23 protein-coding genes, 2 pseudogenes and 1 riboswitch are annotated in these 25,241 nt (G+C 59.9%); of the genes and pseudogenes, 8 read left to right on the forward strand and 17 right to left on the reverse strand.

Annotation, left to right across the window (positions count from 1 at the left end):
• Positions 1–122: 122 nt before the first annotated feature.
• Positions 123–1,337 (reverse strand): phytanoyl-CoA dioxygenase family protein, encoded by a 1,215-nt coding sequence (locus M0D67_RS38540; RefSeq protein ID WP_266242602.1) that lies wholly within the window; start codon positions 1,335–1,337, stop codon positions 123–125.
• A gap of 93 nt (positions 1,338–1,430) precedes the next feature.
• On the opposite strand from M0D67_RS38540, the gene M0D67_RS38545 reads away from it, so the two are divergent.
• Positions 1,431–2,474 carry a LacI family DNA-binding transcriptional regulator gene (locus tag M0D67_RS38545; RefSeq protein ID WP_266242603.1) on the forward strand — a complete coding sequence of 348 codons (1,044 nt, stop codon included), beginning with the start codon at positions 1,431–1,433 and terminating at the stop codon, positions 2,472–2,474.
• 75 nt (positions 2,475–2,549) lie between these two features.
• Here M0D67_RS38545 and M0D67_RS38550 read toward each other — a convergent pair whose 3' ends face one another.
• Positions 2,550–3,734: a porin gene (locus M0D67_RS38550; RefSeq protein WP_266242604.1), complete on the reverse strand. Its 1,185-nt coding sequence runs from the start codon at positions 3,732–3,734 to the stop codon at positions 2,550–2,552.
• 509 nt (positions 3,735–4,243) lie between these two features.
• Here M0D67_RS38550 and M0D67_RS38555 point away from each other — a divergent pair.
• Positions 4,244–4,564 carry a hypothetical protein gene (locus tag M0D67_RS38555; RefSeq protein WP_266242605.1) on the forward strand — a complete coding sequence of 107 codons (321 nt, stop codon included), beginning with the start codon at positions 4,244–4,246 and terminating at the stop codon, positions 4,562–4,564.
• Between the two features lie 128 nt (positions 4,565–4,692).
• Here the strand turns inward: M0D67_RS38555 and M0D67_RS38560 are convergent, their stop codons facing one another.
• Positions 4,693–5,154 carry a thioesterase family protein gene (locus M0D67_RS38560; protein ID WP_266242606.1) on the reverse strand — a complete coding sequence of 154 codons (462 nt, stop codon included), beginning with the start codon at positions 5,152–5,154 and terminating at the stop codon, positions 4,693–4,695.
• Between the two features lie 342 nt (positions 5,155–5,496).
• On the opposite strand from M0D67_RS38560, the pseudogene M0D67_RS38565 reads away from it, so the two are divergent.
• Positions 5,497–5,784 (forward strand): annotated as a pseudogene (locus M0D67_RS38565) (ABC transporter substrate-binding protein); the annotation flags it as partial.
• Here M0D67_RS38565 and M0D67_RS42185 read toward each other — a convergent pair.
• From M0D67_RS42185 to M0D67_RS38580, 4 genes are all read right to left on the reverse strand, one after another.
• The gene (locus M0D67_RS42185) at positions 5,736–5,873 is read right to left on the reverse strand and encodes a hypothetical protein (RefSeq protein WP_367619665.1); all 138 of its coding nucleotides are present in this window, start codon (positions 5,871–5,873) and stop codon (positions 5,736–5,738) included. The pseudogene M0D67_RS38565 and the gene M0D67_RS42185 sit on opposite strands and share 49 nt — an antisense overlap.
• 67 nt (positions 5,874–5,940) lie before the next feature.
• Entirely contained in the window at positions 5,941–6,741 is an 801-nt protein-coding gene (locus M0D67_RS38570) for an acetoacetate decarboxylase family protein (RefSeq protein WP_266242607.1), read from the reverse strand.
• A gap of 161 nt (positions 6,742–6,902) precedes the next feature.
• Entirely contained in the window at positions 6,903–7,823 is a 921-nt protein-coding gene (locus M0D67_RS38575) for a DUF1571 domain-containing protein (RefSeq protein WP_266242608.1), read from the reverse strand.
• Between the two features lie 83 nt (positions 7,824–7,906).
• Positions 7,907–8,677, reverse strand: coding sequence for an anti-sigma factor (locus M0D67_RS38580; RefSeq protein ID WP_308112629.1), 771 nt, complete (start codon positions 8,675–8,677; stop codon positions 7,907–7,909).
• A gap of 332 nt (positions 8,678–9,009) precedes the next feature.
• Here M0D67_RS38580 and M0D67_RS38585 point away from each other — a divergent pair, with 332 nt between their 5' ends.
• Positions 9,010–9,762 carry a hypothetical protein gene (locus tag M0D67_RS38585; protein WP_266242610.1) on the forward strand — a complete coding sequence of 251 codons (753 nt, stop codon included), beginning with the start codon at positions 9,010–9,012 and terminating at the stop codon, positions 9,760–9,762.
• Positions 9,763–9,856: 94 nt separating this feature from the next.
• Here the strand turns inward: M0D67_RS38585 and M0D67_RS38590 are convergent, their stop codons facing one another.
• The 4 genes from M0D67_RS38590 to M0D67_RS38605 all read right to left on the reverse strand — a co-directional run bounded on the left by M0D67_RS38590 (position 9,857) and on the right by M0D67_RS38605 (position 15,368).
• Positions 9,857–12,340, reverse strand: a complete 2,484-nt coding sequence (locus tag M0D67_RS38590) for a bifunctional diguanylate cyclase/phosphodiesterase (protein ID WP_266242611.1) — start codon at positions 12,338–12,340, stop codon at positions 9,857–9,859.
• Positions 12,341–12,595: 255 nt separating this feature from the next.
• Positions 12,596–13,186, reverse strand: a complete 591-nt coding sequence (locus M0D67_RS38595) for a TMEM165/GDT1 family protein (RefSeq protein ID WP_093634427.1) — start codon at positions 13,184–13,186, stop codon at positions 12,596–12,598.
• 15 nt (positions 13,187–13,201) lie between these two features.
• A riboswitch (yybP-ykoY riboswitch) is annotated at positions 13,202–13,383 on the reverse strand.
• A 279-nt stretch (positions 13,384–13,662) separates the two neighbouring features.
• A complete protein-coding gene (locus tag M0D67_RS38600) occupies positions 13,663–14,745 on the reverse strand; it encodes an FUSC family protein (RefSeq protein ID WP_266242612.1) in 1,083 nt (360 codons plus the stop codon).
• Positions 14,746–14,786: 41 nt separating this feature from the next.
• Positions 14,787–15,368, reverse strand: coding sequence for a hydrolase (locus M0D67_RS38605; RefSeq protein ID WP_171928949.1), 582 nt, complete (start codon positions 15,366–15,368; stop codon positions 14,787–14,789).
• Between the two features lie 70 nt (positions 15,369–15,438).
• On the opposite strand from M0D67_RS38605, the gene M0D67_RS38610 reads away from it, so the two are divergent.
• Complete coding sequence (locus M0D67_RS38610; protein WP_266242615.1) at positions 15,439–16,173, forward strand: TetR/AcrR family transcriptional regulator; 735 nt, start codon at positions 15,439–15,441, stop codon at positions 16,171–16,173.
• Between the two features lie 191 nt (positions 16,174–16,364).
• Here the strand turns inward: M0D67_RS38610 and M0D67_RS38615 are convergent, their stop codons facing one another.
• The 4 genes and pseudogenes from M0D67_RS38615 to M0D67_RS38630 all read right to left on the reverse strand — a co-directional run bounded on the left by M0D67_RS38615 (position 16,365) and on the right by M0D67_RS38630 (position 20,193).
• Positions 16,365–17,696 (reverse strand): MFS transporter, encoded by a 1,332-nt coding sequence (locus tag M0D67_RS38615; protein ID WP_266242616.1) that lies wholly within the window; start codon positions 17,694–17,696, stop codon positions 16,365–16,367.
• Positions 17,697–17,746: 50 nt separating this feature from the next.
• Positions 17,747–17,857, reverse strand: a pseudogene (locus tag M0D67_RS38620) (carboxyvinyl-carboxyphosphonate phosphorylmutase); the annotation flags it as partial.
• 121 nt (positions 17,858–17,978) lie between these two features.
• Positions 17,979–18,881, reverse strand: coding sequence for an amidohydrolase (locus M0D67_RS38625; RefSeq protein ID WP_266242617.1), 903 nt, complete (start codon positions 18,879–18,881; stop codon positions 17,979–17,981).
• Between the two features lie 31 nt (positions 18,882–18,912).
• Positions 18,913–20,193, reverse strand: a complete 1,281-nt coding sequence (locus M0D67_RS38630) for an MFS transporter (protein WP_266242618.1) — start codon at positions 20,191–20,193, stop codon at positions 18,913–18,915.
• A gap of 116 nt (positions 20,194–20,309) precedes the next feature.
• On the opposite strand from M0D67_RS38630, the gene M0D67_RS38635 reads away from it, so the two are divergent.
• Together M0D67_RS38635 and M0D67_RS38640 are read left to right on the forward strand one after the other, a co-directional pair.
• Complete coding sequence (locus M0D67_RS38635; RefSeq protein ID WP_266242619.1) at positions 20,310–21,206, forward strand: LysR family transcriptional regulator; 897 nt, start codon at positions 20,310–20,312, stop codon at positions 21,204–21,206.
• Positions 21,207–21,238: 32 nt separating this feature from the next.
• A complete protein-coding gene (locus tag M0D67_RS38640) occupies positions 21,239–21,493 on the forward strand; it encodes a hypothetical protein (protein ID WP_266242620.1) in 255 nt (84 codons plus the stop codon).
• Between the two features lie 100 nt (positions 21,494–21,593).
• Here M0D67_RS38640 and M0D67_RS38645 read toward each other — a convergent pair whose 3' ends face one another.
• Positions 21,594–22,364 carry an SDR family oxidoreductase gene (locus tag M0D67_RS38645; RefSeq protein WP_171929490.1) on the reverse strand — a complete coding sequence of 257 codons (771 nt, stop codon included), beginning with the start codon at positions 22,362–22,364 and terminating at the stop codon, positions 21,594–21,596.
• A 329-nt stretch (positions 22,365–22,693) separates the two neighbouring features.
• On the opposite strand from M0D67_RS38645, the gene M0D67_RS38650 reads away from it, so the two are divergent.
• Positions 22,694–23,617, forward strand: a complete 924-nt coding sequence (locus M0D67_RS38650; RefSeq protein ID WP_266242622.1) for a hypothetical protein — start codon at positions 22,694–22,696, stop codon at positions 23,615–23,617.
• 1,285 nt (positions 23,618–24,902) lie between these two features.
• Here M0D67_RS38650 and M0D67_RS38655 read toward each other — a convergent pair.
• A partial coding sequence (locus M0D67_RS38655; RefSeq protein WP_266242624.1) for a hypothetical protein occupies positions 24,903–25,241 on the reverse strand: 339 nt, incomplete at its 5' end.

Consider the following 25,241-nt stretch of genomic DNA (forward strand, 5'->3'; position numbering starts at 1 on the left):
GCGCCTCGTTCGCCCACGTCCAATCCGGATGCGGGAGCACGCGCGACTTTGCTGAGTCATTTCGTGTGTCGCGTCGGCATCATGATAGTGCCGTGGCTCTATCTTTTAGTCACAAAAACACATCAATAATCTATCAGTTCAGTGGATTCGCCATTCCCTTGACGCCAGGCATGCTTCGCGAGGGCTCGCGCAAACTCGGACGGCTCCCAGTCCTCCCGAAGCGCTCTGAGCATCATCTGGCCTTGGCTCTCCGGCGCGAGTCCCCCGGCGGGCGGATCCCTGTCAAGGTTTGTCGGGAACGCATAGCCTTCGGCGCACGAGGCAATCACCGACAGCGCCTCGAGCCCGGTTATCTTGCCGGTCTTAAACCTGTCCCGAAGGACTGGGTAGAGGGTCTCGGACATGCGTGTTCGATCCACCGCTTCCATCGCCCGACCGTAAGCCGACGAGATTTGAAGCAGGTTTGCCATGCGCTGAACGTGGCTCGTTCGATTCGACCCGGCTGCGTGAAATAGCGCCGGATTGAAGAAGATGGCATCGCCCTTGGCAAGCGGCACCTGAACGAAGTTGTTCTCGAAATACTCGCGGAAATCAGGTCTACGCCAAGCCAGATAGCCTTGAGCGTATCGCTGCGAGTAAGGCAGGAGTTTGGTCGGACCGCTCTCAACAGGCATGTCGCTGTGCGCAACGGCCCCTTGCAGCGTGAGAAAAGGCGACATCCAATGCACGTGCGCTGGAAAAGACGCCGCCATCTCAGCCGTCTGGAAGCCCAGATGGTAGTCACGATGGGCTTGCTGTGCCTCGCCGCCGGGTCTGACAACATTGACCTGCGACGTAACCTGAAAGCACGGGCCAAGCCATGCCTCGGCGGCCGCCGGCAGCCAAGGGCTCGAAAAGTATCTGGCGAAGACCTCAGGTGCCGCAAGGCAGAGTTTTTCCTGCGCGTTCCAGATACGATCGTTTGCGCCTGCTTTCGCGAAATGGTCAGCCTTCGAGCCCGATTTCTTCTCGGCTTCAATAATCGATTCGAAGATGGCCGTCGCCTCATCCACGCACCCGGTGTCGGCAAAAGCGCGCTTGAGCACAAAGACGCCCGCTCCATCTCGCAGGACTTCGGCCCACTCCGACAGTAGCTGAAGCCTTTCCGTTTCAGACGAGTGCACTTCTTCCAGCTCGCGGCATTCGTATACAGGAATCGCTTGAACCGACTTTGCCGCGTAGCGTAGCCCGCGCTCCCCCGCCGCGTTGAGCGCCGCCACGAAATCACCCAAGCTGCAGTCGCTTTCGCGATACCAGTTGGTTCGCTCAGCGAGATAGTCTCCGCGTCGGTCGTCCATACGTGCCTCCTATATTCGATGTAGGATAGCTCGCAAAGCACAGATCGAATTATCATAAACACATCAAAAAACTATCAACAATGGAGGGTCGGATTGGCTCACCGCTTCTTGATCAAGGAAATTGCCCTTCAGGCAGGGCTTGGAGTGGCAACTGTTGATAGGGTGCTGAACGGACGCGCGAACGTCCGGGAGCACACTCGCAATCGGGTTGAGCAGGCGATAAAAGAACTTGAGAAACAGGAGCTAAACCTGGCGACCACGGGGCGGAAGCTCATGGTCGACGTGGTAGTAGAAGCGCCGGCGCGGTTCAGCGACGAGATAAAGAATGCGCTCGAAGCGGAACTCGCGTTAATGCACCCGGCGGTTGTTCGTCCGCGCTTCCAGTTGCGGGAGACGATGACGACGTCCGAAGTCGTGGATGCTCTTCGATCTATCGCCCGAAGAGGCAGCCATGGTGTTTTTCTGAAGGCCCGCGACGTTCCTGAGATTGCCGAGGTGGTTCGCGAACTCCAGCATCACGGCATTCCCGTCGTCACCGTCTTCACCGACATACCTCTGTCGGGCCGCATCGCCTACGCCGGGCTCGACAATCGCGTCGCTGGGGCCACGGCAGCTTACCTTCTGGGCCTATTGCTGGGCCCGCAGCCAGCTAATGTGTTGATAACGATGAGCGACGAGCATTTTCGGGGCGAAGAAGAGCGCGAGATAAGCTTTCGTCGAGCACTGCGCAAGCACCACCCCCGACTCAGACTGATTGATGCAAGCGGCGGACATGGCCTTGATTTGCCAACTGAAGAGCGAGTCCGAAGCGTTCTCAACGATGGCACAGACATCGCTGCCGTGTACTCCATGGGAGGCGGTAACGTCGCGATTCTTCGCGCGCTGGAAGCGCAGCAGCAAGCTCCGGTCTGCTTCATCGGTCACGACCTGGACAAGGATAATGTGCAGCTTCTACGCGCTGGAAGGATTCAGGCAATCTTGCATCATGATCTCCGGCAGGACATGCGCTCCGCGTGTCATCACGTCATGCACTTTCACAAGCTCTTGCCAGCATCCTCTGTCGCGTCATCTTCTTCGGTCGTGGTCGTGACGCCAGAAAATATTCCGGACCACATCGCCAGTCGTTTCCGCGATTGAATCGACCGCTCATCAGCGCAGACGCAGCGCCTGATAGGTCCGAGAGAAAGTCGTCACCCGGACCTATCGACAGCATCAGAACGTCGTCGCCAACCCTGCAATAACGCCAAACTGGCTTTTGCCATAGTTGGGGTTGGTGCTCGAAGTGCTTCCGTTGACCGAGTCGTTGTTGATATTCGCGCCATACAGACCGCTGTCGAGGCCAATGTTAGACGACGAACTGTTTCTAACGTACGCCAGTTCCGTGTACAGGAGCGTTCGCTTGGACAGCGAATAGTTCGCACCCAACGTGTAGAGAGTTGCGTTCCCGTTCCCATTGTTTGCGTTCGCGTGATAGACGGCGCCGGTGATAGCAAGCGCAGGGGTCGTCTGCCAGATCGCGCCAATCCACTCATGATTGACTGCTGTCGGGAGGCTCGTTCCTGCCGGCAACGCTGACGGGGTCGCCGTGCCGAAATAGCCCGCATTCGATGCGTTCGGAGCGCTCAGGTGCTGGTAGCCAACGTATCCGGTCACAGGACCGAATGCGTACGTCAAGCCCGTGAGAATCGAGCGGGAAGCAAGGTACACGTTGCTGAATTGGCCGTTTCCGTCGCGAACCTCGTCATAGGTCGCCTGCCAGAAAAGGCCCTTGTTCGCGTAAGAGAGTTTGATACCATCCGAGCGCCCCTGCGAGCTTCCGAGTCCGCTAGAAGTACCGAGTTGACCAGGTGCGCTTCCAGGATTTCCTGCGTTCCACGTCGACGAATTCGTCAAATCATACTGGCCTTGCAGGGTAAAACCGCCGATCGTCGGCGACAGGTACTCCGCGCCGTTCCCTGCCTGCGAAAAGATGCGGCCGCGTACCAGCGTTCCAATCGCATACTTCTTTGTTTGCTGTGGGTCGACGTCGCCCGAGTATTGACTTATTTCAGCCGATCCCATGTTGCCGAACTTGATTTGACCCCAGGTGTCATTCTGCAAGCCTACTGTCGCCTGTCCCTCGAAGAAACTTCCGTTCGCGAAAGCCCCGGTCATGGTATTCAGTCGGGACTCGAGCGTGAAAATTGCATGGGTGCCGCCGCCGAGGTCCTCACTGCCTTTGAGACCAAATCTCGATTGCGCCCAGCCTCCACTTTGCGCACCGAATACATGCCCCTTCGGTAGATTGGTCTCGTATGCGATACCGTTGTCCACGATGCCGTATAACGTGACGCTGCTCTGAGCCATCGCGGTTGCCGTCGCAGACAATGCGAACACGCCGAACAGAAGTTTCTTCATCGCTATCTCCATTAATATAGTTGTACTACGTACTTCCCCTGCTATCGAAAGTGCCCACACCTTTCCCAGCGTCCGTCTATCTTTGATCAAATGCGACACGGCTGAAGGACGTGGAGTCTCAGAGACGCTCGCAGGGAAGGAAATGAGAAGAAAGAAAAAACAAGCACTGGAGTGAGGCTTATGCGGAGGGTAATAATTTCCGTGGGCACGTCTCCTGAACTGCGCTTGTATTTTTGCCCGAGTGTATATTCCCCATCCACTCGAACAAAGAGCAGAAAGGGGAATCTCTTTCGTGAAATCAGGGAAAATGCGCGTTAAAGCAAGTGTGCAAGAGCCTTTCAGCGTTATGCCTCGTCACCTCCTCGCGGTTAACCCCTGTATCCCTGTCGACGTCTCATCGATTACGGTTCGAGCGTTCCCCATGCGAAGAGACACGTTCTTCTCAGGAACCAACCCAAATGGTCCGTGAGCAGTCTCACGCCGCCTAACGCACCCATACGGAGATACGTATGAAGTTCAAGCAACTGTCTGTTTTTGTTGTTTCAGCAGGTATGGCTTTGAGTCTCCTCTCACTTCCGACGTTGCAAGCTCATGCAGCGACAACCGATGCCGGCGCCTCCGATAGTGCGATGTCGAAGCAAGAGATGAAGGCGCAAAAGAAGGCCGACCGCAAGGCGCGCCGTGCGAAGAAAAACGCCGAACTCAGCAAGCTGGAAAAGAACGGGTACAGTCCGGCGGGGAATCAAACGAACTATCCGCAGGATCTGCAGAATGCCGAGCAGAAGGCGAATGGTCAAAAGCCTACCAACGCACCTGCGGTCGCACCTTGACGCTTTACGCGTACTGAATCGCACGCGTGGTCAAGCCGATGATGGCTCGAATCGCGCGGGCGATCGAACAGGATCGTGGGTTGGCTGCCGTCGTGTGACGGCCTCCACCTCTGCCCACAAAAAGAAGGCTACGTAAGCGCCATCCCTCCTTCAGCCTCACTCCACCTCGCAACCCATCCGGGCAACTCCGGCGACGGCTGCGTAATCGCCGAAAGTTCCAGCAACTCGGCGGTCGTCACAACGCCGCCACTTCGCTTCAGGAACCGTGCTCGCACGACGGCCAATGCGACCTGCACATCATCACGCACGAAACCTTGTTCGATGAAAATGTGCTTCTCATCCCAACCGATAACGCGAGTCTGGACGTTATAGCGGTCGCCAAGCTCGAGCGACCGATGAAAACGCATCGTTTCCAGTGTGACGACTGGATACCAGCCTTGTGCCTTCAATTGCCGCCACAGACCACTGCGCATCATCAGATCTACGCGCGCCAAATCGAGGATCGTGAAGTAACGGCCGTTGTTCATATGAAGTAAGACGTCGAGGTCGTTGAGCCAGACTCGAAAAGGCGTGACACACGTGTCGAGCACGTGCAGCCGACTCCGACGACCACTGGTGATTAACAAAAGCAGCAAACGAATTAGTAGACTCATGCGAAAACCCGGTGATAGGAACACGCCGTGCGCGGCATAGAACCGTGAATGGTAGTCGCGCAGACAAGATCCGGGACGCAGAAGGCGGGGCAAATCTGTAGAACACTCCCTCGAAAAGACGCGACATGCCGTGGCGAATCACGACATAGACATATGTTGTCCGCGCACGCCTTTCGACAATTGCCAGGCTAATATCGCTCTGGCACGCTAATCAAGAGCAACCCAAGATGACAAAGCCTTCAATCGCAAAACGCCGTAGCGGTGGTGTGTTCTGAACATCTGTTGCTGACGCGCGAACTGTATCACGCGACAATCGTCCGGATTCCAACGTCACCGGCTGTTGTGCCGGGCTTTCTGGATCAGCATCTGGACGTGGCTGCAGGCGTCAAGCAGCAGCTCGAAAAAGACGCCGCTAAAGCGGGCGGATTGCGGATACTGGATCAGCGCTTCGTGGTGATCCGTCAGGCGATGGGGGTGCCAAAGACCAGGGGCGCCTTCGAGGCGCACCACCTCTCACCCTATTCGTTCGCGACGTCCGGCATGACCTGCCCCATCTCCATCGCTTGACTGGCCGGCACGTCCTGAATACCGATGACAATCTGGTCATCGGGCGCTCCCGTCGCGGTCTGAAACAGTTTCCAAAGACGCTGTATCAATTCCCGCTTATATTCAGGCAGCCCACGTAACCGGGCCCCTTGCTAACGCATAGGGGCACCCAGACGATCACTCGGCGTAGTTCTTCAGAATGCGCAGGTCGGTCACGGAGTACGCCATACCCAGCCGATAACCCCGCCCGACGCGCACGGGCGCAATCAGGTTCATGTCCTCACCGGCGACCTCAGGAATCTTCAGCTCCGCCGACCCGGTCCAGACGTCCACGATCGCGAGATTGTCGGTAAGCGACATGGTCAGTTCATCAACCGGTGGCTTCTCCTGAAGTCCCGCTGCGAGTTGAGGAAAGTAACGGCGCATCGTTGTTGGCCGGTTGAACACGGTCGTCGGGTCAGCGACAGGTTCCTCAAGCTGGATACGGGCAGTCGCCAGCCGCTCTCCGTGCGCGGACACACTCGCACCGAAGCGACTGCCTTTGGCAAGCGGCGCAGCTGCGAGACTGGGCGCGGAGAAACTGCGAGTCTGGTAGACGCTGGCGAGCTTCTTTGGAAACCCTTGCGCCCATCCGCGGGCGATGGCGGCATCGTTATCGACGAAGATGTATGGGCAGTAGTTGACCGGAACACCTTCGAAGATCGCCTCGACCAGAACGAAGGCTTCGCGGTATTGATAGCGGGCCGGGTCCGTCAATTCGTCATTGGAACCCGTGAACTGCCAATCCAGAAACCAGAAGAAGGACCGGCCGCCGGATTTCTCGTCCACCGTGAGGCCTGGCGGGAGGAGCGCCGCGATCGCTTTCTGGTCGGCCCAGTATTCGATGGCGAGACAGTCACTGGAATAGTGCCACGGCGGCAGCGTCGCCAGTGCGGACTGTCCTTGCGGAGTAATAGGGACCGAAAACGCTTTGGGCATTTCGTTTCTCCTTCATCGGGACGATAGGAAGTCGCTGCACATAGTGCCGTGCCTCGCCTGCTACCGCTTTCGAAATCGCACGACCGAGCTGCAGATCTGCGACCCTGCATCGCGGCAACCCATCCTTGCGAACCGGTGTGGAGGTTTCGCCGGATACGGCCTCAGTGGAAACCGTATTCAGGATTACGTCGATCGAAAATCGATTCGCTCCAGTGGTGAGGCACAACGTCTTCGAAATGGATCATCTCCAGCAGGTCGCCGCGCTCGTTCCACGCGGCTTCGCCACTAGGCCAGGGGTGCTGAAGATCGAACAGCAGTCTCACACGCTGCGCATAGTGCGCTGGAGGCCCTGAGGGAGCAGTCCATGTCCATGCCAGCAAGCGCGCGCCGTGCACGTTCATGAGTTCAATGCGGGTCGGCTTTTCAGTCAGGCCCTCTTCACGAAAGCTGCGGGCATCATGCTCGATGGTGCGCGCGATGTACTGCAGGCCGAGATCGCGGACGCTATGGCGGGACTGGGTGTGTGCGAACGGGCCGTCGATGGCGATCTTGCCTGTCACGATGCGCAGCACTCCGCCCAGATGACCGACAACGCTATCAGGGTCCCTTGTTTCGTCGTAGAGAATCTCCTGTCCCGCATGGGCACCATCGGGGAGCCATTTTGCGTAGACTTTTCGAGGGGTGTCCTGGTAGCGGATAACCATGTGATCGGGCCGGTCGGACCATCTTCCGGATATCCGCTCTTGCCGGAACATCCTGTATTCGCAAGCGTCGTCGGGAACCATGTCGGACCTCGCGTACTCGACGAAGGCATCCGGCTTCATCGCGTCCATCAGAGGGAGGATCTGAGCGTCGGTGAGAGACAGAAGCGAGTGGTTTTCAATCCACGTTCGCAACGAAGCCGCCTGTTCGCCGGCCGTGAGACACCGGAACCGGTTGACGTCCACACTCACGGTATCCGACGTGGCGACATCGGCGCATCCCACCGATGTGCCGGATGAAGCCGGCGTAATCGGGTTGGTCGATTGGGCGCGAGCGCCCGTTGAGACAAACAGGCACGTCAACGCGAACGCGCGCAGCAACGTCCGCGCGGTTGCCTGCCAACCTGCGGAAGGCTGCGTGCTCCGGCTTGCTGGATGATCGGAAATGCGAACTCCGCAAAGCATCATGGGTTCAAACCGCCGCTGATTCCCCGGCCTCTGAACGCCCGCCGGAGCATGCTGCATGCGTCGATCGCCATGGATCGCAATTGCACCTCTGGGACGAGGCCAGTCAGCGCGCATCCCGTCCCCTGACTCTCCCAGTAGAACGTGCTGCGATTACCGTCACGAAACAGGCGGAATGCCGTCGCGTCCTTTGGAACCACTGCAACGTACATCGTGAGCCGGGCGCCGGCCGTGTTCTGATACATGAACTGCGCGGCAGGGCCGGACTCGCCGGGCAGGAGGCGACCGCCAATCAGTGAATAGCCATATTCCCGAAGCGAAGGCACCGACAACCGCTGACCGAGGCGCCGTGACAGCCAGTCGACCAGATGATCGCGTTGCGGCGCCGCTACCTCCACGGGGTGGCGTTGCTCAGGCGCGTACACCGCGAAAGCGATGTCGGCGCGCTCCGCGAACACGGGTGGATCGGCCGTGAAATTCGCCGACATCCAACCGGGTGCCGAGCCGAGCGCCATGCCCATCGCCATCCAGGATGCCGCCACGCCGGCCTGCTGCCACCACGGCGCGCGGTGGCGCACGACGATACAACGCGCACCGTGTAGCGGGTCTCCGAACAGTGCTGTCAGCGCGGCTTTTTGCGCGCGATAGTCCTCCACGCGCTCAGCCGCCCAAGGGTTGGTCGTCAGTCGAACGAGCATGATCGCGTGCTCCGTGGCGGACAATTCATCGTCGGCAAAAGCCGACAGCGGCCGCAAATCCTGGTCGCCCAAGCCTCGTCTCGTTCGGTCTCCATGGTCGTTCATGGCTCGTTTCAAACTTCCTCCAACCGGGTGCCGCGTGATGATGGAATGTCGCGCATGGCGCGATGCATCATTTCTTGCGTCTACGCCCCCAATAAACGTATGACGGGGCCGCTATATTCCAATCGAGTGAAGTGAAGGTTTACTGTGGTGGAGCCGGGAAACCTTCCGGCACTCAGCCGCCACCTCGCGCGGTGTCAGGCAGTTTGCAATGCCTTCGCAGCATCAAGGGTTGAGCGAAGGATGGAATAGACGCCCCCGCGAAATCGTTTAGACGACATACGAACCACCGGCAGACTTCGATGAGCACTCGACAACAGCACGTCATCCGTTCTGTCAGCGCGGGGCTGCTAATTGCGTCCGTTGCGTTGTTCGCTGGCTGCGGCGGCGGAGGCGGTGGTAGCGCAAGCAGCACGTCGATGGTTTCGATCGCCGGTACGGCGGCAACCGGCAAGGCACTCGCGAACGCGACGATCAGCATCAACTGCGCGCGGGGCTCGATGTCGGTCGCCGCAGATGCGAACGGAAACTACCACGCGGCATTCAGCGCAGTGATGCCGTGCATGATCACTGCGACTTCGGGCGGGACGACGCTGCACTCCGCCGCGTTCGCTGGCGGCACGTACAACGTCACGCCGGAGACTGACCTGTTGTTGTCGTATCTGGCGGCGCAACTCGGTACAAATGAAAGCGGGCTGATCGCCGGCTTCGCGACGAACACGCAGTTTCAGCAGGCGCTGCAGAATCAGACCAACGTTCTGACGGCGCAGGCCGCTGTCGTCCAGAATCTGCAGCAAAAGTACAGCGTTACGCTTTCCACCCCCAATTTTCTGACCACCGCATTCACTGTCGGACAGCCGGGCGAGGACAACGATCTCGAAGCGCTCCTCACTCTTGGCGCAATCGACGCCAATGGCGAACCGGACGCAGCCGCCGTCGCACTGATGGCCACGATGGGGGCCGCACATCCGATTGCGATATCGCCAGGTACCGGCACAAGCGGGACCGGTGGAACCGGGGTGGGCGGCACTGGAAGCATGGGCGGCATGATGTGAAACGACACGACACACCGTCCTCATGGCGCTTCGTGAGATCGCGCTGCCGCAGAGGTGACCGATACGCGTTCAACCGACAGCACTCGCGTATGGGTCAGAGCGGCTCCATGGTGAAGTCGCCCGCAGAATGGCTGCGGGTGGAACCAGCAGAATGTGCACGAAATAGCGCCGTAAACTCCTCCGCAGGCAGAGGTCGTGAAAAAAGATAGCCCTGTCCAGTTTGGCAGGACCATTCTCGAAGGAGCCTTGCCTGCTCACTCGTTTCAATTCCCTCAGCCGTGACGGACAGTCCAAGAGACTGCGCCATGGAGATGACGGCGCGAACGATCGCATCGTCCTCAGCGCTCGTGCCAATGCCCTGAACAAAGGATCGGTCGATTTTCAGCACATCCAGCGGTAGCCTGCGAAGATAACTGAGCGATGAATAGCCCGTGCCGAAGTCGTCGATTGCGATTGTGACGCCGAAGTCTTTCAGCCTCTGGAGCGTCTCGATACTCCTTTCGGTATCCCGCATGATCAGGCCCTCCGTGACCTCCAATTTCAGCGAGCCTGCGCCGATGTGAGCACTGGACAGCGCCGCAGCCACGTCGGTAACGAGGTTGGGATCATCGAACTGCCGAGGCGAGAGATTGACGCTAATCTGCAGTGGCGGCTCGGTCGGGAACTCCCGCTGCCAGCGGGCGACTTGCTGGCAAGCCTCTTCCAGTACGTATCGTCCGAGTGGAATGATCAGGCCGCTTTCTTCTGCAATCGCAATGAATTCGGCGGGCGGCAACAAACCTCGCGTGGGGTGCTGCCACCGCACGAGCGCTTCCATTTCCCGGAACCCTGCCTCCTGAAGCTGCATGATGGGCTGGAAATACACCCGTAGGTCGCGATGCTCGATCGCGTAACGCAGGTCCGTTTCAATCTCCAGCTTTTTGACTGCTTCCGCGTGCATGTTCTCTTCGAAAACCACGTAGCGGCCCTTTCCACCGTTCTTGGCCCGGTACATCGCGACGTCGGCGTCCCGCAACAACGTATCAGCATCGCCGCGGCCGCGCCCAGCGTGCGCGAATGCCAGCCCAACGCTCGCGCTGACGATGTACTGTTTGTTGTCGAGATCGAACGGTTGACTGAATTGCGCCAGGATGTTGTCCGCAACCAGGGTGCCTTCGCTCGTCGCCTCACTCCCGAGGTGTTCCAGCAGGATGACGAACTCGTCTCCGCCCAACCGCGCGACGGTGTCGGTCGGGCGAATGCACCCTTCGAGGCGTTTGGCCGCTGCGATCAGCAGCCGGTCTCCCACGTGGTGTCCGAGACTGTCGTTCACCCGCTTGAAGTTGTCCAGGTCGACGAAGACAACGCCGATCATCGCATTACGCTCACGCGCGCGAGCTTCGGCCTGGCTAATACGATCGAGCAGCAGTGCGCGGTTCGGTAACGAGGTGAGCGTATCGTAGAACGCCCTTCGCGCGAGCTGCTCCTCGAAGTTCTTCCTTTCGGTGGTGTCGCTTGCGGTCGCCACGATTGCGCCGACAGCCGGTTCGTCGAGCAGATTCGTCAAGGTAAGCTGAATATAGCGCCACGCATCGCCCTCACCTCGAGTACGGATCTCGATGGATTTCGTGGATCGAGCCGTCGACGACACGGTCTCCAACAGGCCCTGCAGCGTGGGACGGTCAGTGGGATGAATCGGATCGAGCAGACTGGTGCCGACGAGCTGGCCCATGTTCTTCAAGGGGTCCGGTCTTCGCGTCGGCGCCTCGTAAGTCACAGTCCCGTTGACGTCGGAAACGAGTATCGCATCCGACGTGTTCGCGACAAGCGCCTGCAGCCTCTGTTCGCTGCTGCGCAGCGCGTCCTGGGCCGCCGCATCCACGTTCTTGCGAATGCGCCGCAGCATCTGAAGAAACAGCAGCGAGAGCCCCACGCCGATCGCGAGTACCACGGGGGTCGATATCAGGACGATCCGTTGCACGGCAACGAGCCGGTCGAGTTGCATCGTCGCATCGTCGCGGTGCTGTGCCGCTGCCGCGAGAACCTTTTGCTCGATATCGTCGAAGAGTGGATCGGCCGAATCCTCGTCGATCTCATTGGCTCTCGCGATGTCGTGATCATCGACGGCCTTGAACATCGGTTTGGCGAACGCTCGATACTTCGCGTGCTTCTCCAGCAGGCCGCGCAGCATTGCGCTGCTGCCAGGCTCAAGTGCCACTGCCCTCTTCAGCGCTGCGTCAAGTGCTTCACCGGCCTCGCGGTGCTCGCGTAGAACCTCCGGACGCGGGTCCAGAAAGTACTTGCGTTCGGCCGATTCCTCCCACGCAACGCTATAGCGAGCTTCCTCGAAAGCCTTATCCGCCTCGTTGGCAGCTTGCGCGGCGAAACCGGCACTCAAGCTTTCATACGCTCCCCAGAAGGCCAGGAGCGGCACGCTCAATAGAACGAGGACGAGACCAAATACGGCGGTGCGCCGCGCGGGGGGCACATTCGACGACGTCTGCTCAACTCGGTCTTCTGCTGCGTTGCGTCGCCACAGATATAGACGCCTTTGGGTGCCTTTCTGTCTGGTCACGATTGCTCCGATGTGGAACGGCACGTCGACGAGGCGCCCTGTTCGAGCAGGTTGGGCGGAAGGAAACTGAAAGTGTCAGTCTTCCCGTAGACGGCGTGCGTATCCGGAAGTCGTGATCCGAAGCATCGCTCAGTTCGTTCGTTGACTTCGAACCGAGTAAACGACGGACGACTCCGATCCCGGTCCACGTTTTGTCGGACCACCGCATATTAACGGCACGCTCGGGTTTTTTCTAAAGGTCTCGCGTTGGTGGAGTGCGGTGCGCGCGTCAGCCGCGAACTAGAACAGCGGATGCGCTTGCGGGTACAGCGCGGTCCTGAGGGCGAGGCCACCGAGGACAACGAAGATAATGGCGGCCAGAATGTGGACCGCCTTTGTTGGCAGGCGGTCGGCGAATTTGTGTCCCAGGTAGATGACGGGCACATTGGCCAGCATCATGCCGAGTGTCGTACCCGCAACCACGCCGAAGAACTCATGAAAGCGTGCCGCCAGGGCAATCGTGACGATTTGGGTTTTGTCGCCCATCTCGGCGAGAAAGAATGTGAGCGCGGTTGTGCCGAACACACCCATCGAGTTTTTCGTCAAAACCGCATCGGCATCGTCCAGCTTGTCCGGAACGAGAATCCACACGGCCATCACGGCGAATGACGCGACAACCGCCCAATTCAGAATGCCCGGACTCAGAACGCTCGCGAGCCACGCGCCGAGTGCGCCGGATGCACCATGGTTGATGAGGGTAGCGGCAAAAACACCAAGGATGATGGGAATGGGCTTGCGATATCGCGCTGCCAATACCAGGGACAAGAGTTGAGTCTTGTCGCCGATTTCAGCAAGGCCGACCACACTGGTCGAAATGAGGAAGGATTGCATGGGGTTGTTGTACCCGGGCCGCGCAGAAAAAACGCGATGACACGCATTCCGGCGACCCGGTTAGGTCGGAATGCGAGTCATCGGTCTTGCCAGGCATTTAGCTGCGCACGCCATAGCGGGTCTCTCGACTCGCCAAGTATGTTGACGTGCGCCCTCGAACATGGCGTTCGAGGCGGCTACTCCCCAATGAGCAGGCGCGATTTTATCGCGCCATGCGTTACGTAAGCAAGTCGCCACTATAGCGCTTTGCGCGGTTGAGCATTGCTGCGAGCGCTGATTATTACGAATGCCTTTCGGGTGCGATATGCTCGCCCCTGTCTTTGGGGAGTAACCGGCTTCTACCCAGAAGCACCTGCGTCAACTATTCGACGGCAGCAGCGATCGGAATCGGCACTACCATACTTGCTGAACACCATGAGATCTTCAGCTAAACGTCGATCGTGAGCCCTTAATCAGAGGCGACTGCGCAGTCCCGCTCAGTCTTGTCGGGGTCTTGGGGCGTCACACGTCGAGCGGCACGTGTCTTTCATGTGCGCCGCAATGGCGGATGCCGTGAGCGCACACAGCAGCCCAATGGCGCTGCCGACTGCCACGTTCAGCAGGCGTTCGCCTCCAAAAATCCACGGCTTTCCCGCTAATACAAAGGCTATTGCCGCACAGGCGCACCGGACACCGAATGCGAGCGTGTACGGACGAATGCAGATGAGCGTCAGCATTGCGGCGAACACAACGAGCACACGCATAAATAACGCATGAGGGATCATCAATCCGACAACCACTCCGAAGGAAACGCCGACAACGGCCCCGGTGAGCCGGCTGCGAAACTTCTGCCGGGCGCTTGCTGCATTTCCGGTAACGACGCTGGCGGCCGACCAGATCATCCACTGACCATGATCGACGTGCCGCCATTCGACAAGTACGGCAGCGCAAGCGACCGCGAGCGCGACGGTGATCATCAGCTCGATATATGCGTTGCGCTCGCTGTTTGGGGAGAGGCGAGTCCACTTTGCGAAATGCGCAAGAGTCGGCTGGCCGGTTTCACGCGAGCGGAAGTGCTCGACTGACGCTAGGAGCAGGATCGGCAACGCGGCTATCAACAGGAACGGCAGGACCTCAACGCTCCGGGTAATAAGCGCCTGCCGCGTGACGCCTTCCCCACTTTCGCAGGCAAGATACAGCGAGGGAATGAACGTGAAGTTGCCGAGCGAGCGCAAGGCACTGCCGCCCGCGGTCACCAGCACGGATCCCATGCCCAGCAGGACTGTGGCTACGACAAAGAGCAGCGGGTGCGCGAGCGACGCCATCAGGATCACGAAGCCCGCGCTGATCGCCAAAGCGTGCGCGAAGACGCTGAGCGGCGCAAGCTGCGAGTGGTCGAGCGCGATGAGCATCGCGACCGGCACGATTGCAGCGGTAAGCCACTCGGATCTGCCTGATATGACTGCAAGGAGGAGCAGCGGGACGAGCGCAAACATGGCGCGACCCAACGCCCGCATGTCGAACACGGTTTCGACGCGGTGCAAGAGCGACGAAGCTCCGGTGTGACGTTCGCTGCTCATCGTCTCTCTCCGGCCACGCTGTGCTTGTCCATCGGGCGTCATCAGGCTGCGAGCGCCTCGAGTACGTCGACGGATCGCCGCACGAGACCGAGCCTCGGGAAGATGTAATTCAGCGACGCATGGTGATGCTCGGGCGCGCCGCAGCTCATTGCGTCCTCGACGAGCACCAGCGAGTACCCGTGCTCGTGCGCGGCGCGAGCCGTCGACTCGACGCCGATGTTCGTCGAAATCCCGCCCAGCACAATGGTTTCGATGCCGCGACGCCGCAATTGCAGGTCGAGCTCGGTGCCGTAAAAAGCGCTCCATTGGCGTTTCGTGATCTTGATGTCGCGCTCCTCCACCGCCAGTTCAACGGGAAAGTCCCACCAGTTCGAGGGCAGTCCGCCGGGGGGAAGCGCGATGGGCTGATCGATGGGCTGCTTCAGTGCATCGCCGAAGTCGGCGCTCCAGCCCACCCGGACCAGGACGACCGGCGCGTTCACTTCCCGGAAGCGCTTTGCGAGCGTTGCCGCGGTAGCCACCACGGCTGCGGCGGGTCGGGGCGCTTTCCCGAATCCGAGAATGCCCTCCTGAAGATCGATCAGAACGAGAGCGGTAGTCTTGGGGTCAAGGTTTTGCAACATGATGGCCTTCCATTGAAAGCGGCGAGCCGCTGGTGTATTGTGAGGGGGTGCTCACAAACAGTATATGAGAATGGCCTCACAAAAGTCAACGCCGAATACGGGCGAGGCGAAGGTGCCGCGCCGCGCCCGCGGACGCGCGCGGGTGGCGTCGTTGCTGGAAGCCGCAAGCGCGGAATTCGCCGAAAGGGGGTACGAAGCAACGACGATGACAGCGATCGCCGCGCGCGCGGGAGCGTCGATCGGTTCGCTTTATCAGTTCTTTCCGACGAAAGAGCAGGTCGCAGGTACGCTGATCGAGCAATACGTGACCGAGCTTGAAGCAGCGTTCGACCGGCTGAGCGAGGAGGTGCCGTTGCTTGGTGTATCGGTCGTTGCCGGCCGACTGACGACGTTTTTCGTGGCGTTTCGCACGACGTACCCCGCTTTCGTGGTGCTGGTCGACGCGCGTGATGTCGCATTGCCCGGCGCCACCGGGGTACGCGAAAGATTGCGCAAAGGAATCGCATCCGTGCTGGCTGCCCTCGCGCCGCGATTGTCAGTGGAAGAAGCATTGCTCCGGTCCGTGGTCGTCCAGCATCTTATGAAGGCGGCCGTCACGCTGAGCTACGATGCGAGCGTGGTTGACCATCACGCGGCGATGCTGGAGTTCCAGCGCGTGGTAGAGCACTACCTTGAGGACGTGATGGAAGCCACGCGTGGTGGACAAACCGGCGCAGCGCATCGAGGCGCAACACCCAAGGAGCGTTCCGCTTCGGGCAAAGGCGTCGGTCCGAAGAGCAAGGGCAAGTCCGGCGTCTCGGCGTGAATGCTGTTGCTGCCCTGCGCCTCATCCCGTCGCCGCGCAACGAACACGTCCGGCGGCGTGCACCTGGACGCTTTCGCAACCGTTTGAATGTGGCGCGTCCCGGTTGAAACGGTCAACCTATCCACGCTGGCGAATTTTCGCGCTACGGTGCCGGCAGTCGCGCTGGTTCTACGAAGCAAGGCGCGCCGGGCTCACTGCCGCCGCCTGACATTGGTTTCAGGCATCCGTAGATAGACGAGCAACGAAATGGCGGCCCAGATTGTGACGTACCAGAAGAAGTACGGCTCGTGGCCGGACGCCTTGAACCGCAACGCGACAAATTCCGTCGTGCCGCCGAGAACCGCGGTTGTCAGCGCGTAGGGGAGCCCGACCGCAAGTGCCCTGATCCGCGCCGGAAAAAGTTCCGTCTTCACCAGCATGTGGATGGAAGTGAATCCGCTCAGCATGAGCAGCCCGGCGAAACAGAGCATGAACATTGTCACCGTGCTTTTCGTGCGGCTGAGGGCCTCGAAAAGCGGAACCGGGAACAGCGTGCAGCTCAAACCGAAAAAGATCAGAACGGGGCGGCGCCCGATCAGGTCCGACGCCAGACCGAACAACGGTTGCAGGGGCAGGTACAAAAGCAGCGCGCCGGTGGTGATGAGCGTCGAGGTCTGCTTGCTCAACCCGGCGGAGTTGACCAGGAACTTCTGCATGTAGACGGTGTACGTGTAGAAGGCGACCGTTCCACCTACCGTGATGCCGATCGCGAGCAGAATGTTGCGCCAATGCTGGATCAACTGACGAACGACGGGCGGTGACGATTTCCGGCGGCTCTCCTCGAAATCCTGCGTCTCTCCGACATATCGTCTCATGTACATGGCGAAGAGCGCGAGAAGACCACCTATGACGAATGGAAGACGCCAGCCCCAGCGCTCGATCTGGTCCGCCGTAAAAAGGAATCGTTGCATGAGCAGCATGAGGCCGAGGGCGAGCAACTGTCCGGCGACGACACTGACCTGCAGGAAGCCCATGTAGAAACCGCGGCGGTTAGCCGGTGCCACCTCGCTCAGATACGTGGCGCTGGTGCCGTATTCACCTCCCGCGCTGAGCCCCTGCAGAAGCCGGGCGGCAATGAGGAGCGCAGGGGCGAATACACCGATCGTTTGATATCCCGGGGTTACTGCGATAATAAGCGATCCGAAGCACATGGCGGCGACCGACCACGTCAGAGCCAACTTGCGGCCCTTACGGTCCGCATAGAGCCCAATCAGCACACTTCCAAGCGGTCGTGCGACGTACCCCACAGCAGCGATCACGGCTGTGTTCATCAGTTGCACTGTGGGGTTTTCGCTCGGAAAGAACGACTTGGCGAAATAGATCGAGAAGATGCTGTAAGCGAGAAAATCGTACCACTCGATCAAGTTGCCCACGAGCCCGCCGGCCAGCGAGCGGAGGCGAACGGATGCTCTGCGTTCCTCCTCCGCTCCTGAACCGGCGGTCGCCAGGTTCTGTTGCAAAGCGCAATCTGGATGGCCTGCCATGTCGGTGTCTCCTGCGTCTCTCGTTTTTTGGAAGGGGGTATTCGTCGCGGTCAATCGGCGTCCTTGTATCGTGCGTCGAGCTCGTCGTAGATCGGCTTATTGGCGAGTCGCTGGCGCTCGCCGAAGGGCGCGACGATCGCCGGATCCTCGTCGAGCACTCCGGGCACCAGCAATCCCTTGCACGCGGCAACCTGTTGGCGAAACGCCAATCTGCGAGAAGCGGCAGTGGAGTTCATAGGCTTTCCTCAATCGGTAGTGAATCGGTTGACGGCGCGTGCCGCGTCAATCGAAACGAAACAGCTCTCTAGCTGACAGGCCGAGAATCACCGCTCGGGTCGATTCCTCCGGAACCCAGGCCGCGAGCGCGCGAATGGACGCTGAATAGTCAATCACGTCCTGATGCTGGGTATGCGGCCAGTCGCTGCCCCAGACGAGGCGCTCGGCACTGAAAGCCTCCAGCAGCGGGCGAGTAAGCGCTTTTCCAAGGCCAAGCCCGCCGTCGCCCCGCGAACTTCGATAAGCGGCCGACAGCTTTACCCACACCTTGCCGGTATCGGCGGTCGAGAGCAGATATCTGAACCCAGGATCCGATGCCCCGGCTTCCGCATCCGGCCTGCCGAAGTGATCGACGACCACCGTGCATCGCTGCGCGAGCAGCTCGCCGACGATCACGGGCAGATCTCTCGCCTCACGATGCACCTCGACGTGCCACCGCAGGCTGTTGGCGCATGCGAGAAGACGCGGCCACGCGCCGTTTCGAAGGTCCGGCAGCGGCAAGCCCACGAGGTTCAGCCGCATGCCGACTACGCCCGCGTCGGCAAGTGACTCCAATTCTTTGTTCGACACTGCTGGGGCGACTACTGCGACACCGCGAAACCGCTGCGGATACTTTCGACATATCGCCGCAAAGAACGAGTTGTCGGTTCCGAGGAAACTGGGTTGCACAAGAACGGCGTGTGACACGCCATTCCCGGTGAGATACCGAACATACGAATCCAGCGTTGCATCGTAGTCCGGTGCGTGGCGCCGCTGCGGAGCGAGTGGCAACCCTCGCACGAACACGTGCGCATGTGAATCGACAGCGGTGACACGAGGTGTTGGGTCACGAAGCCACTCGGCCACGCCGGCCCCTGCGTCGGCAGCATGTATTGCCGCATCGCTCGTACTGAGGTCAAGAGCGCTCATGGGTCTTGGCTTTCCGATTGTTGAATACACGTCACTTGGGCGACGGCGCCGGCGTTTCGGAGACGACGAGCGACGCAGGGCCGGCAGCGCGTTGCCTGTTTGTCTCGGGCAGCAGCAAGGCGGCGAGCACGACCATGCCATACGCGATTCCCGCGTCGATGCCGAGCGCCGCGCCGAGCGGCATGGAGTTGCTCATGTGCCCGATCAGCACAGGGAAACTTGCAGACACGACGCGGCCGAAGTTGTAGCAGAATCCGACGCCGGTGCCCCTGATCCCCTGCGGATACAGTTCGTTGAAGAGCGCGCCAAGTGTGGCGGGGATGCCGGCCGCGAAGAGGCCGAGCGGAAAGCTCAGAATGAGCATGGCCGTGTCGCCGATCGGGAGGAATACGTACAGATTCACGGTCGCGGCGCAACAAAGCGCAAACAGAATGACGTTGCGGCGACGACCTATCCGGTCCTGAAGCCAGGCGCTCAGGAAACAGCCAAGAATGAACGCGACGATGACCACCGCCAGGTAGCCGCCGGTACCGAGTACGGATAGATGCCGCTCCGTCTTCAGGTAGGTCGGCAGCCAGGTCGTGATCGCATGGTACCCGCCATGGGCGCCCAGTCCGATCAGGACGCCGACAACGGTCGTGCGAATTACGGATCGGTGAAAGATGCCCGCGGCGGTGTTGAAGACGCCCTGCTTGTCATGGATGTGTTTGGTCCGACACGTGTCTCGTCCCGGCTCCACAACGTTGCGTCGCAGATAGATGACCAGCAGTGCGGGCAACGCCCCGGTGGCAAACAGGACGCGCCAAGCCCATTCGGGGGACGCCAGCGAGAAGACGACTGTATAAAGGATGACCGCTCCCGCCCAACCGAATCCCCACGCGCTTTGCACGATGCCCATGGCTTTGCCTCGATGCCTGGCATTGATGGTCTCGCTCAGAAGCACCGCTCCAGCCGTCCATTCGCCGCCGAAACCCAGGCCTTGGAGTACCTTCAGTACGAGTAGCTGGTCGAAGTTCTGCGCAAAAGCGCTCAGAAACGTGAAAAGCGAGAACCAGACGACCGTTATCTGCAACGTGCGGACCCGGCCGAATCGGTCGGAAAGCGTACCTGCGAGCAGTCCACCAAGCGCGCCAGCCACCAGCGTGGCGCCACCGATCAGGCCGGCCTCGCCCTTGCCGATGCCCCAGGTGGCCAGCAGCGTGGGAATGACAAGGCTAAAGAGCTGGGTATCCACGCCGTCCAGCCCCCAGCCCGCGAAGCAGCTCCACAGCGCTCTCTTCTCGGCTCGAGAGATTTGCGCGTACCAGCGCATAGTCTGTCTCCTTGTCGGGCGTTTTTCGCCTTGATGTGTCGATCGTTTCCGGGAGTCTAGGATGCGTGGATGATCGCGGGTACTATGGAAACGATCTTTATTCATAACGCGACAATATGGAATCTGCGCGAAACCTCAAGTACTTCCTGGCGGTCGCGGACGCGGGAAGCGTGACGGGCGCCGCTCAGGCGCTGGGCATTGCGCAGCCGGCCCTGAGCCAGGCTATTACCCGCATCGAGCGCGAACTCGGTGTCAAACTATTCGAGCGCACGCGGCGTGGCGCCGCGCTGACCACCGCTGGCGCGGCGATCGTGGACGACATTCGCCTCGGCGTTTCGCGTATCGACGCCGCAGAAAAGCGGGCCCGGGACATTGGTGCCAAGCTCGGCGGCAGGCTGACGGTCGGGTTCGCTTCCACGGCGTTGTTCGACGTGTTGCCGAGGTCGATAGCAGAGCTGCGGGCCAAGGTGCCCGGCGTCGAGCTGGTGTTGAAAGAAATGAGCAACGCCGAGCAGGCCGCCGCACTCGAGGAGGGGAGCATCGATCTGGGCCTGCTCCATACGCCGGTGGCTGTGGGAGGCGAGATGCGCGAGAAGCTGATCGTCCGGGAGCGGATGCTCGCGGTGATGCCGCTTGCACATCCGGTTTCGGAAGACGGCAAGGTGAGTCTGCGCGAGCTCGCCGACCTGGGGCTCGTCTGGTTTCCGCACGATCAGCTTCCCGTGATTCGAGCGGGGATCCTGAGCGCCTTCAGGAAGGCAGAATGCGAGGCGAACGTCGTCCAGCACGCAAACCGCTCGCTCACGGTGCTAGCCTGCGTCGCCGCCGGCTGCGGCGCGTCCTTGTTGCCGCAGTCCGTGCAGGCCATTCAGTTCGCTGGCGTCAGACTGTGCGAGGTCCGCGATGGCGCCGCGCTCCCGTTCTTCGAGCTGAGTGCCATCTGGCCGCACCGTTCGAAGCCGGCCCTCGCAGATAAGTTCGCATCGTTGCTTCGTCCGAATCTCTCGACCTGATGCCACTTCGGCGCGAATGAGCCGTTCGTCGCATGGAGGTGTGCGACCTGCGGTTCGACACCGAAATCGCGGTGGAGGAAGCTGGCGCGAAGCGAAGCATTCTCTGGCATCATCAGCGTGATGATTTCTTCGCGCTCGATTATGTGAAGTCCGAGGCAATGGTCTTTTTGAACTGCCTCTTCCCACTGCTTTCGGTCTGCATTGTCCACTTTGGCGGACGTCACGAAAAGGAGCATGTCCAGGCATGCCGCTTCTATCGTCACCAATCAAACGACCGTAATCAGTGAGGAACGGACGCCCGAATGTCCGAGCGACGAGTCAGGCGAATGACGCTTCATGGCCGGTCGCTGCCTGTCATTGATCGGCGCCACGTTGCGCGAACCGCACTCAATCGTCGGTCGTTCCGGGCCTCGTCGCAGCAGCAGGCCACCCGCCGGAAAAGTCAATTACAGCGCCAGTCAGAAACCGGGACTGTGTCGATGCGAGAAAGCAGATCAGTTCGCCGATCTCTTCCGGCCGGCCTAGCCGACCCACTGGTACCGTAGTCCTGACGTAGTCACGGCCTTCCGGCTCGTCTACGAAGACAGCGCGTGGATAATAAGCCTCGCTATACAGGAAGTTCGGTGCCACCGCGTTGACGGCAATGTTAAGTGGCGCAAGTTCGACGGAAAACGATCGAGCCAATGCATTCGCGGCATCCCTCGCAGCATCAGGAATGGCGCCTCCATGCATCGGCAGTTTCGTCCTGCACGATGTCACTAATACGAGATTCCCGCCGCCCTGCTGTCTCATACGCGGGATGGCCGCCTTTACCAAAGCGAAAGGACCGACCACCAGCTTTTCTAGTGTCTGCCGCAGGTCGTCCAGTGATGCATCTACAGTGGGCCGATGGATAGCGGGAAAGTGGTCGTTACTGACAATGGCATCAACCCGCCCAGTGACGGCCCATGCGGCTTCGACCAGCACCTCAACACTTTTGCCGCTCACACGCTCGACACTGCCATTCGCGTTCGAAAAGTGCTCCCACGCGATGTCGTCCACGAAGGAATCATCGTGGGCAAGCACGCGGAATCCCGCATCCAGCAGTGCTGCTACGGCAGGCGGGCCGGCATAGTCCGACGCATTCGTCACAAGTGCAACCTGTTGCTCTTTCTTCACAGCCGCTCCTCCTGGTGGTTCCGAAGCCGCGCGACCCGATGGACACCAGCGACCGCGCCTCCCTCGCGTCTGCTATGGCGAATCCCGACGTTCGGCTCAGCGTTCCATACTCGACGTCCGGCCCGTTTCGACATCGCCTTCAGCGAATCGCGTCACGAGTTTCCCCCTGTCCATGCGTTGAAACAGTTTAGGCGTTCAATGCGCGGCGCTCGCACCTTGAATCTGGCATTACCCTCTTCTCCCCGACCTATGCCTTATCCGTCACTGATTCCAAATCGATCACCAACGATCTAGGACGGTGCATCTAGCTTCTGGCCGAAGCTTGCCGATTGAGCGAGCAAACGGTGGTGGCCACGACCAGCAGACCCCGTCTACTTAGGAAGCGGACCGGTCCTGAATATCTTGACGCCCCTCCCCTGGTTCTGGTCCGGTTGGTCCCCTGGATCAGCATATTTTGTCAAGATGCTCACCGCCGCACTAAAGCGATTGTGGCGAAAACACACAACGCCAATTTTGCTCTGATTACTGCGCAAACGATTGCTTATACTCTCTGCACCTCTTTCTCCGAGGCGCATCGTATGCGGCAGGAATGGCTTGAATTTCTCCAGCGAGTCGACTGGAACACTCCGGTAACTTTGGCGCTGACATCAGCGGCAGTCGGTTCTGTCATAACGCTCGCCTGGATTTCAGCGAGGGATGCTAGGGAGCGCAAGCGTCAGCGACGCGATACTGCACTGGAACTAGCGTTATCGCTGGAAAGCTACGCCCGAACCTGTCGGACAATGATGCATAAGGCCACCTGGGCAGCAGCGGAGCCGGTCGGCCATTTGAACCGCGAAGCCAGTAAAGGCGTTTCCATTCCCGCCTTTGCCTACCTGGACAGGCTTCACTGGCATGTGTTGAGCCGCGAAGTTATCTCCGAGCTCCGTGAGTATCCGGCGACAGTGCACGCCGCTCGGGAATATGTGGAAGCGTTTCGCGAATTCGGCGAGCCAATCGACCTTTGTGGTCAGGTTGAATACGAATGTGCGAAGGCTGCGATGGCAGCGCTAGCACTTGCTCGGGCCACGCGCCGGCAGCACGGAGCCGCGAGGTGGAAGCCGGGTGCCAAAGACTCAGCCTTGGAGCGCGAACTGTCCGACTTCATCGCGAACGCTGAAGAAAAGCGCAAGGAGTCGCTCGAGCGTCGAATGGAGGCTACAGTCGATCGGCGAGTTGACTTGCAACGGTTCAAACAGGTGCTAAGCGCCTAAAACATCGTGAGCTCGGATCGCGCCTGCGCGGATAGTTTCCGTAACCGACCCGATATAGATAGTCCGTCCCGCTTTCATCGATACTGGTGGGACTGGCAGCGAGCTGCCAGTCGAGGCGGGACATGCACTCGTGGACTACGAATAAGTCGACCCAAACGCCGGGACGATTGCCGCTTTAGCTTCGACCCATCATTCGCCCTTCTCCTCGCAATCTGTCCCGAAAAAAAAGATTGAACGGAGATCTATGGTTTCGGAGGCCGGTGCCGATAAGACCGCTCATAAGTCCCCCGCCAGACGAGGCTTCCCAATGCCATTTGATTTTATCGCCAGCCGCCCGACCCGATTAAAACGTACTCTCGTAATCCTGGTTGGCTGTACAGGCGTACTTGCCAGCTTGTCGATTTGGGGCCGGGTGCCCGCCGATGTACTCGCTGACGCGGATAGAGAGGTCGCCCACTTCGGCCCCGCACTAGTGGGCACCGCGTGTCCGGTCGAAGGAGCAGTCGCAAGGGACGCCCGCGGTACCTTTCTCATGTGTTGGAAACAGGTCTGGAGCAAGCCGTAGACCCTACTCCATATCGCCCCGGCGTCTCTGGCGTAACGCATGGCGGACAACCGGGATTTTCTGATTGAAGGTCCGGCACGAGGCTAGACGCAACGGAAGAAGACCAGAGTGTCGTGTGCCTTGCGTCCGAACGCATGTGACCGAAGCTTCGGTTAGGGAGCGTACCCGAAGATGCGCCCGTCGCAATGCGCGCAATGCACTCGCTCGGCGAACCGGTCGATGTACCGACTCGCAACCCACAGTCGCCGTGCTCGCTCTCAACAAACTCTCCAAATGAAAGACACTTCCCGGGTCCGTAGATTCGCACAAGCGCTCGCCCACACGCTGACGAAAAAAAGCCGACAGGTCGTGTCGGCTTTTTTTCTGGCGCGGGGGTAAATGTCCTGGCGAATCGACCGGGAAGAGAGACGAGTCATGCCGGCCGGCGGACCCGTGTCGATGCTGTTGGTCTGACTTGTTCGTGGCAGCACGAGCGCACTGCAATGCACTGGGCAGGCGTATCGACGCTGGGCGCAGAGCGCCGGTCGAAGCCAGTCGCCCAGGGGGACGCAAGACCGGGCGGTGGGGCGATCCGGCCAACTGTTGAAGAGCTGGAGCCGACCCGTCGTCGGCGGCGACTGTCGGAATACCGGCCGCAGCTCGTCGATGGCGTCACCGAGCTGTTCAGTCTGAATGGCGAAATCTGGAAGGAGTCGTCGCTCCGCCCGCGCAGGGTTTGCGCTATTGGGCCGCTGTGAGTTTGGGGCCTGTCCTCAATGCCTGCCAGCCTGTCTGCGGCTCCTTCCGCTGATCGCTTACCTGCTCGATGCCGCTTTTCAACACCGCTTCACAAAAGGCCAGGCGAGCTCGGTAGTAATCTGCGTGCATCTGCGCGTCAAGGATCCGTTGTTCAGCCTGGAAGAGTTCCAGACGCAATTCCCGCAACGCTTTTTCGGCCTGCTTCTCCGGAGTAAGAGCGTTGCGTACAGCCCAGCTGGCTATCCACCGCAGCATGATGAACTCCTCTGAAGTTGACCCAGAAAAACGGACATCTATCCTTTGGAGAAGGAGGTGCCGATT

Origin of the sequence: Paraburkholderia sp. SECH4, assembly GCF_030511745.1 — a bacterium.
GTDB lineage: Bacteria > Pseudomonadota > Gammaproteobacteria > Burkholderiales > Burkholderiaceae > Paraburkholderia > Paraburkholderia madseniana.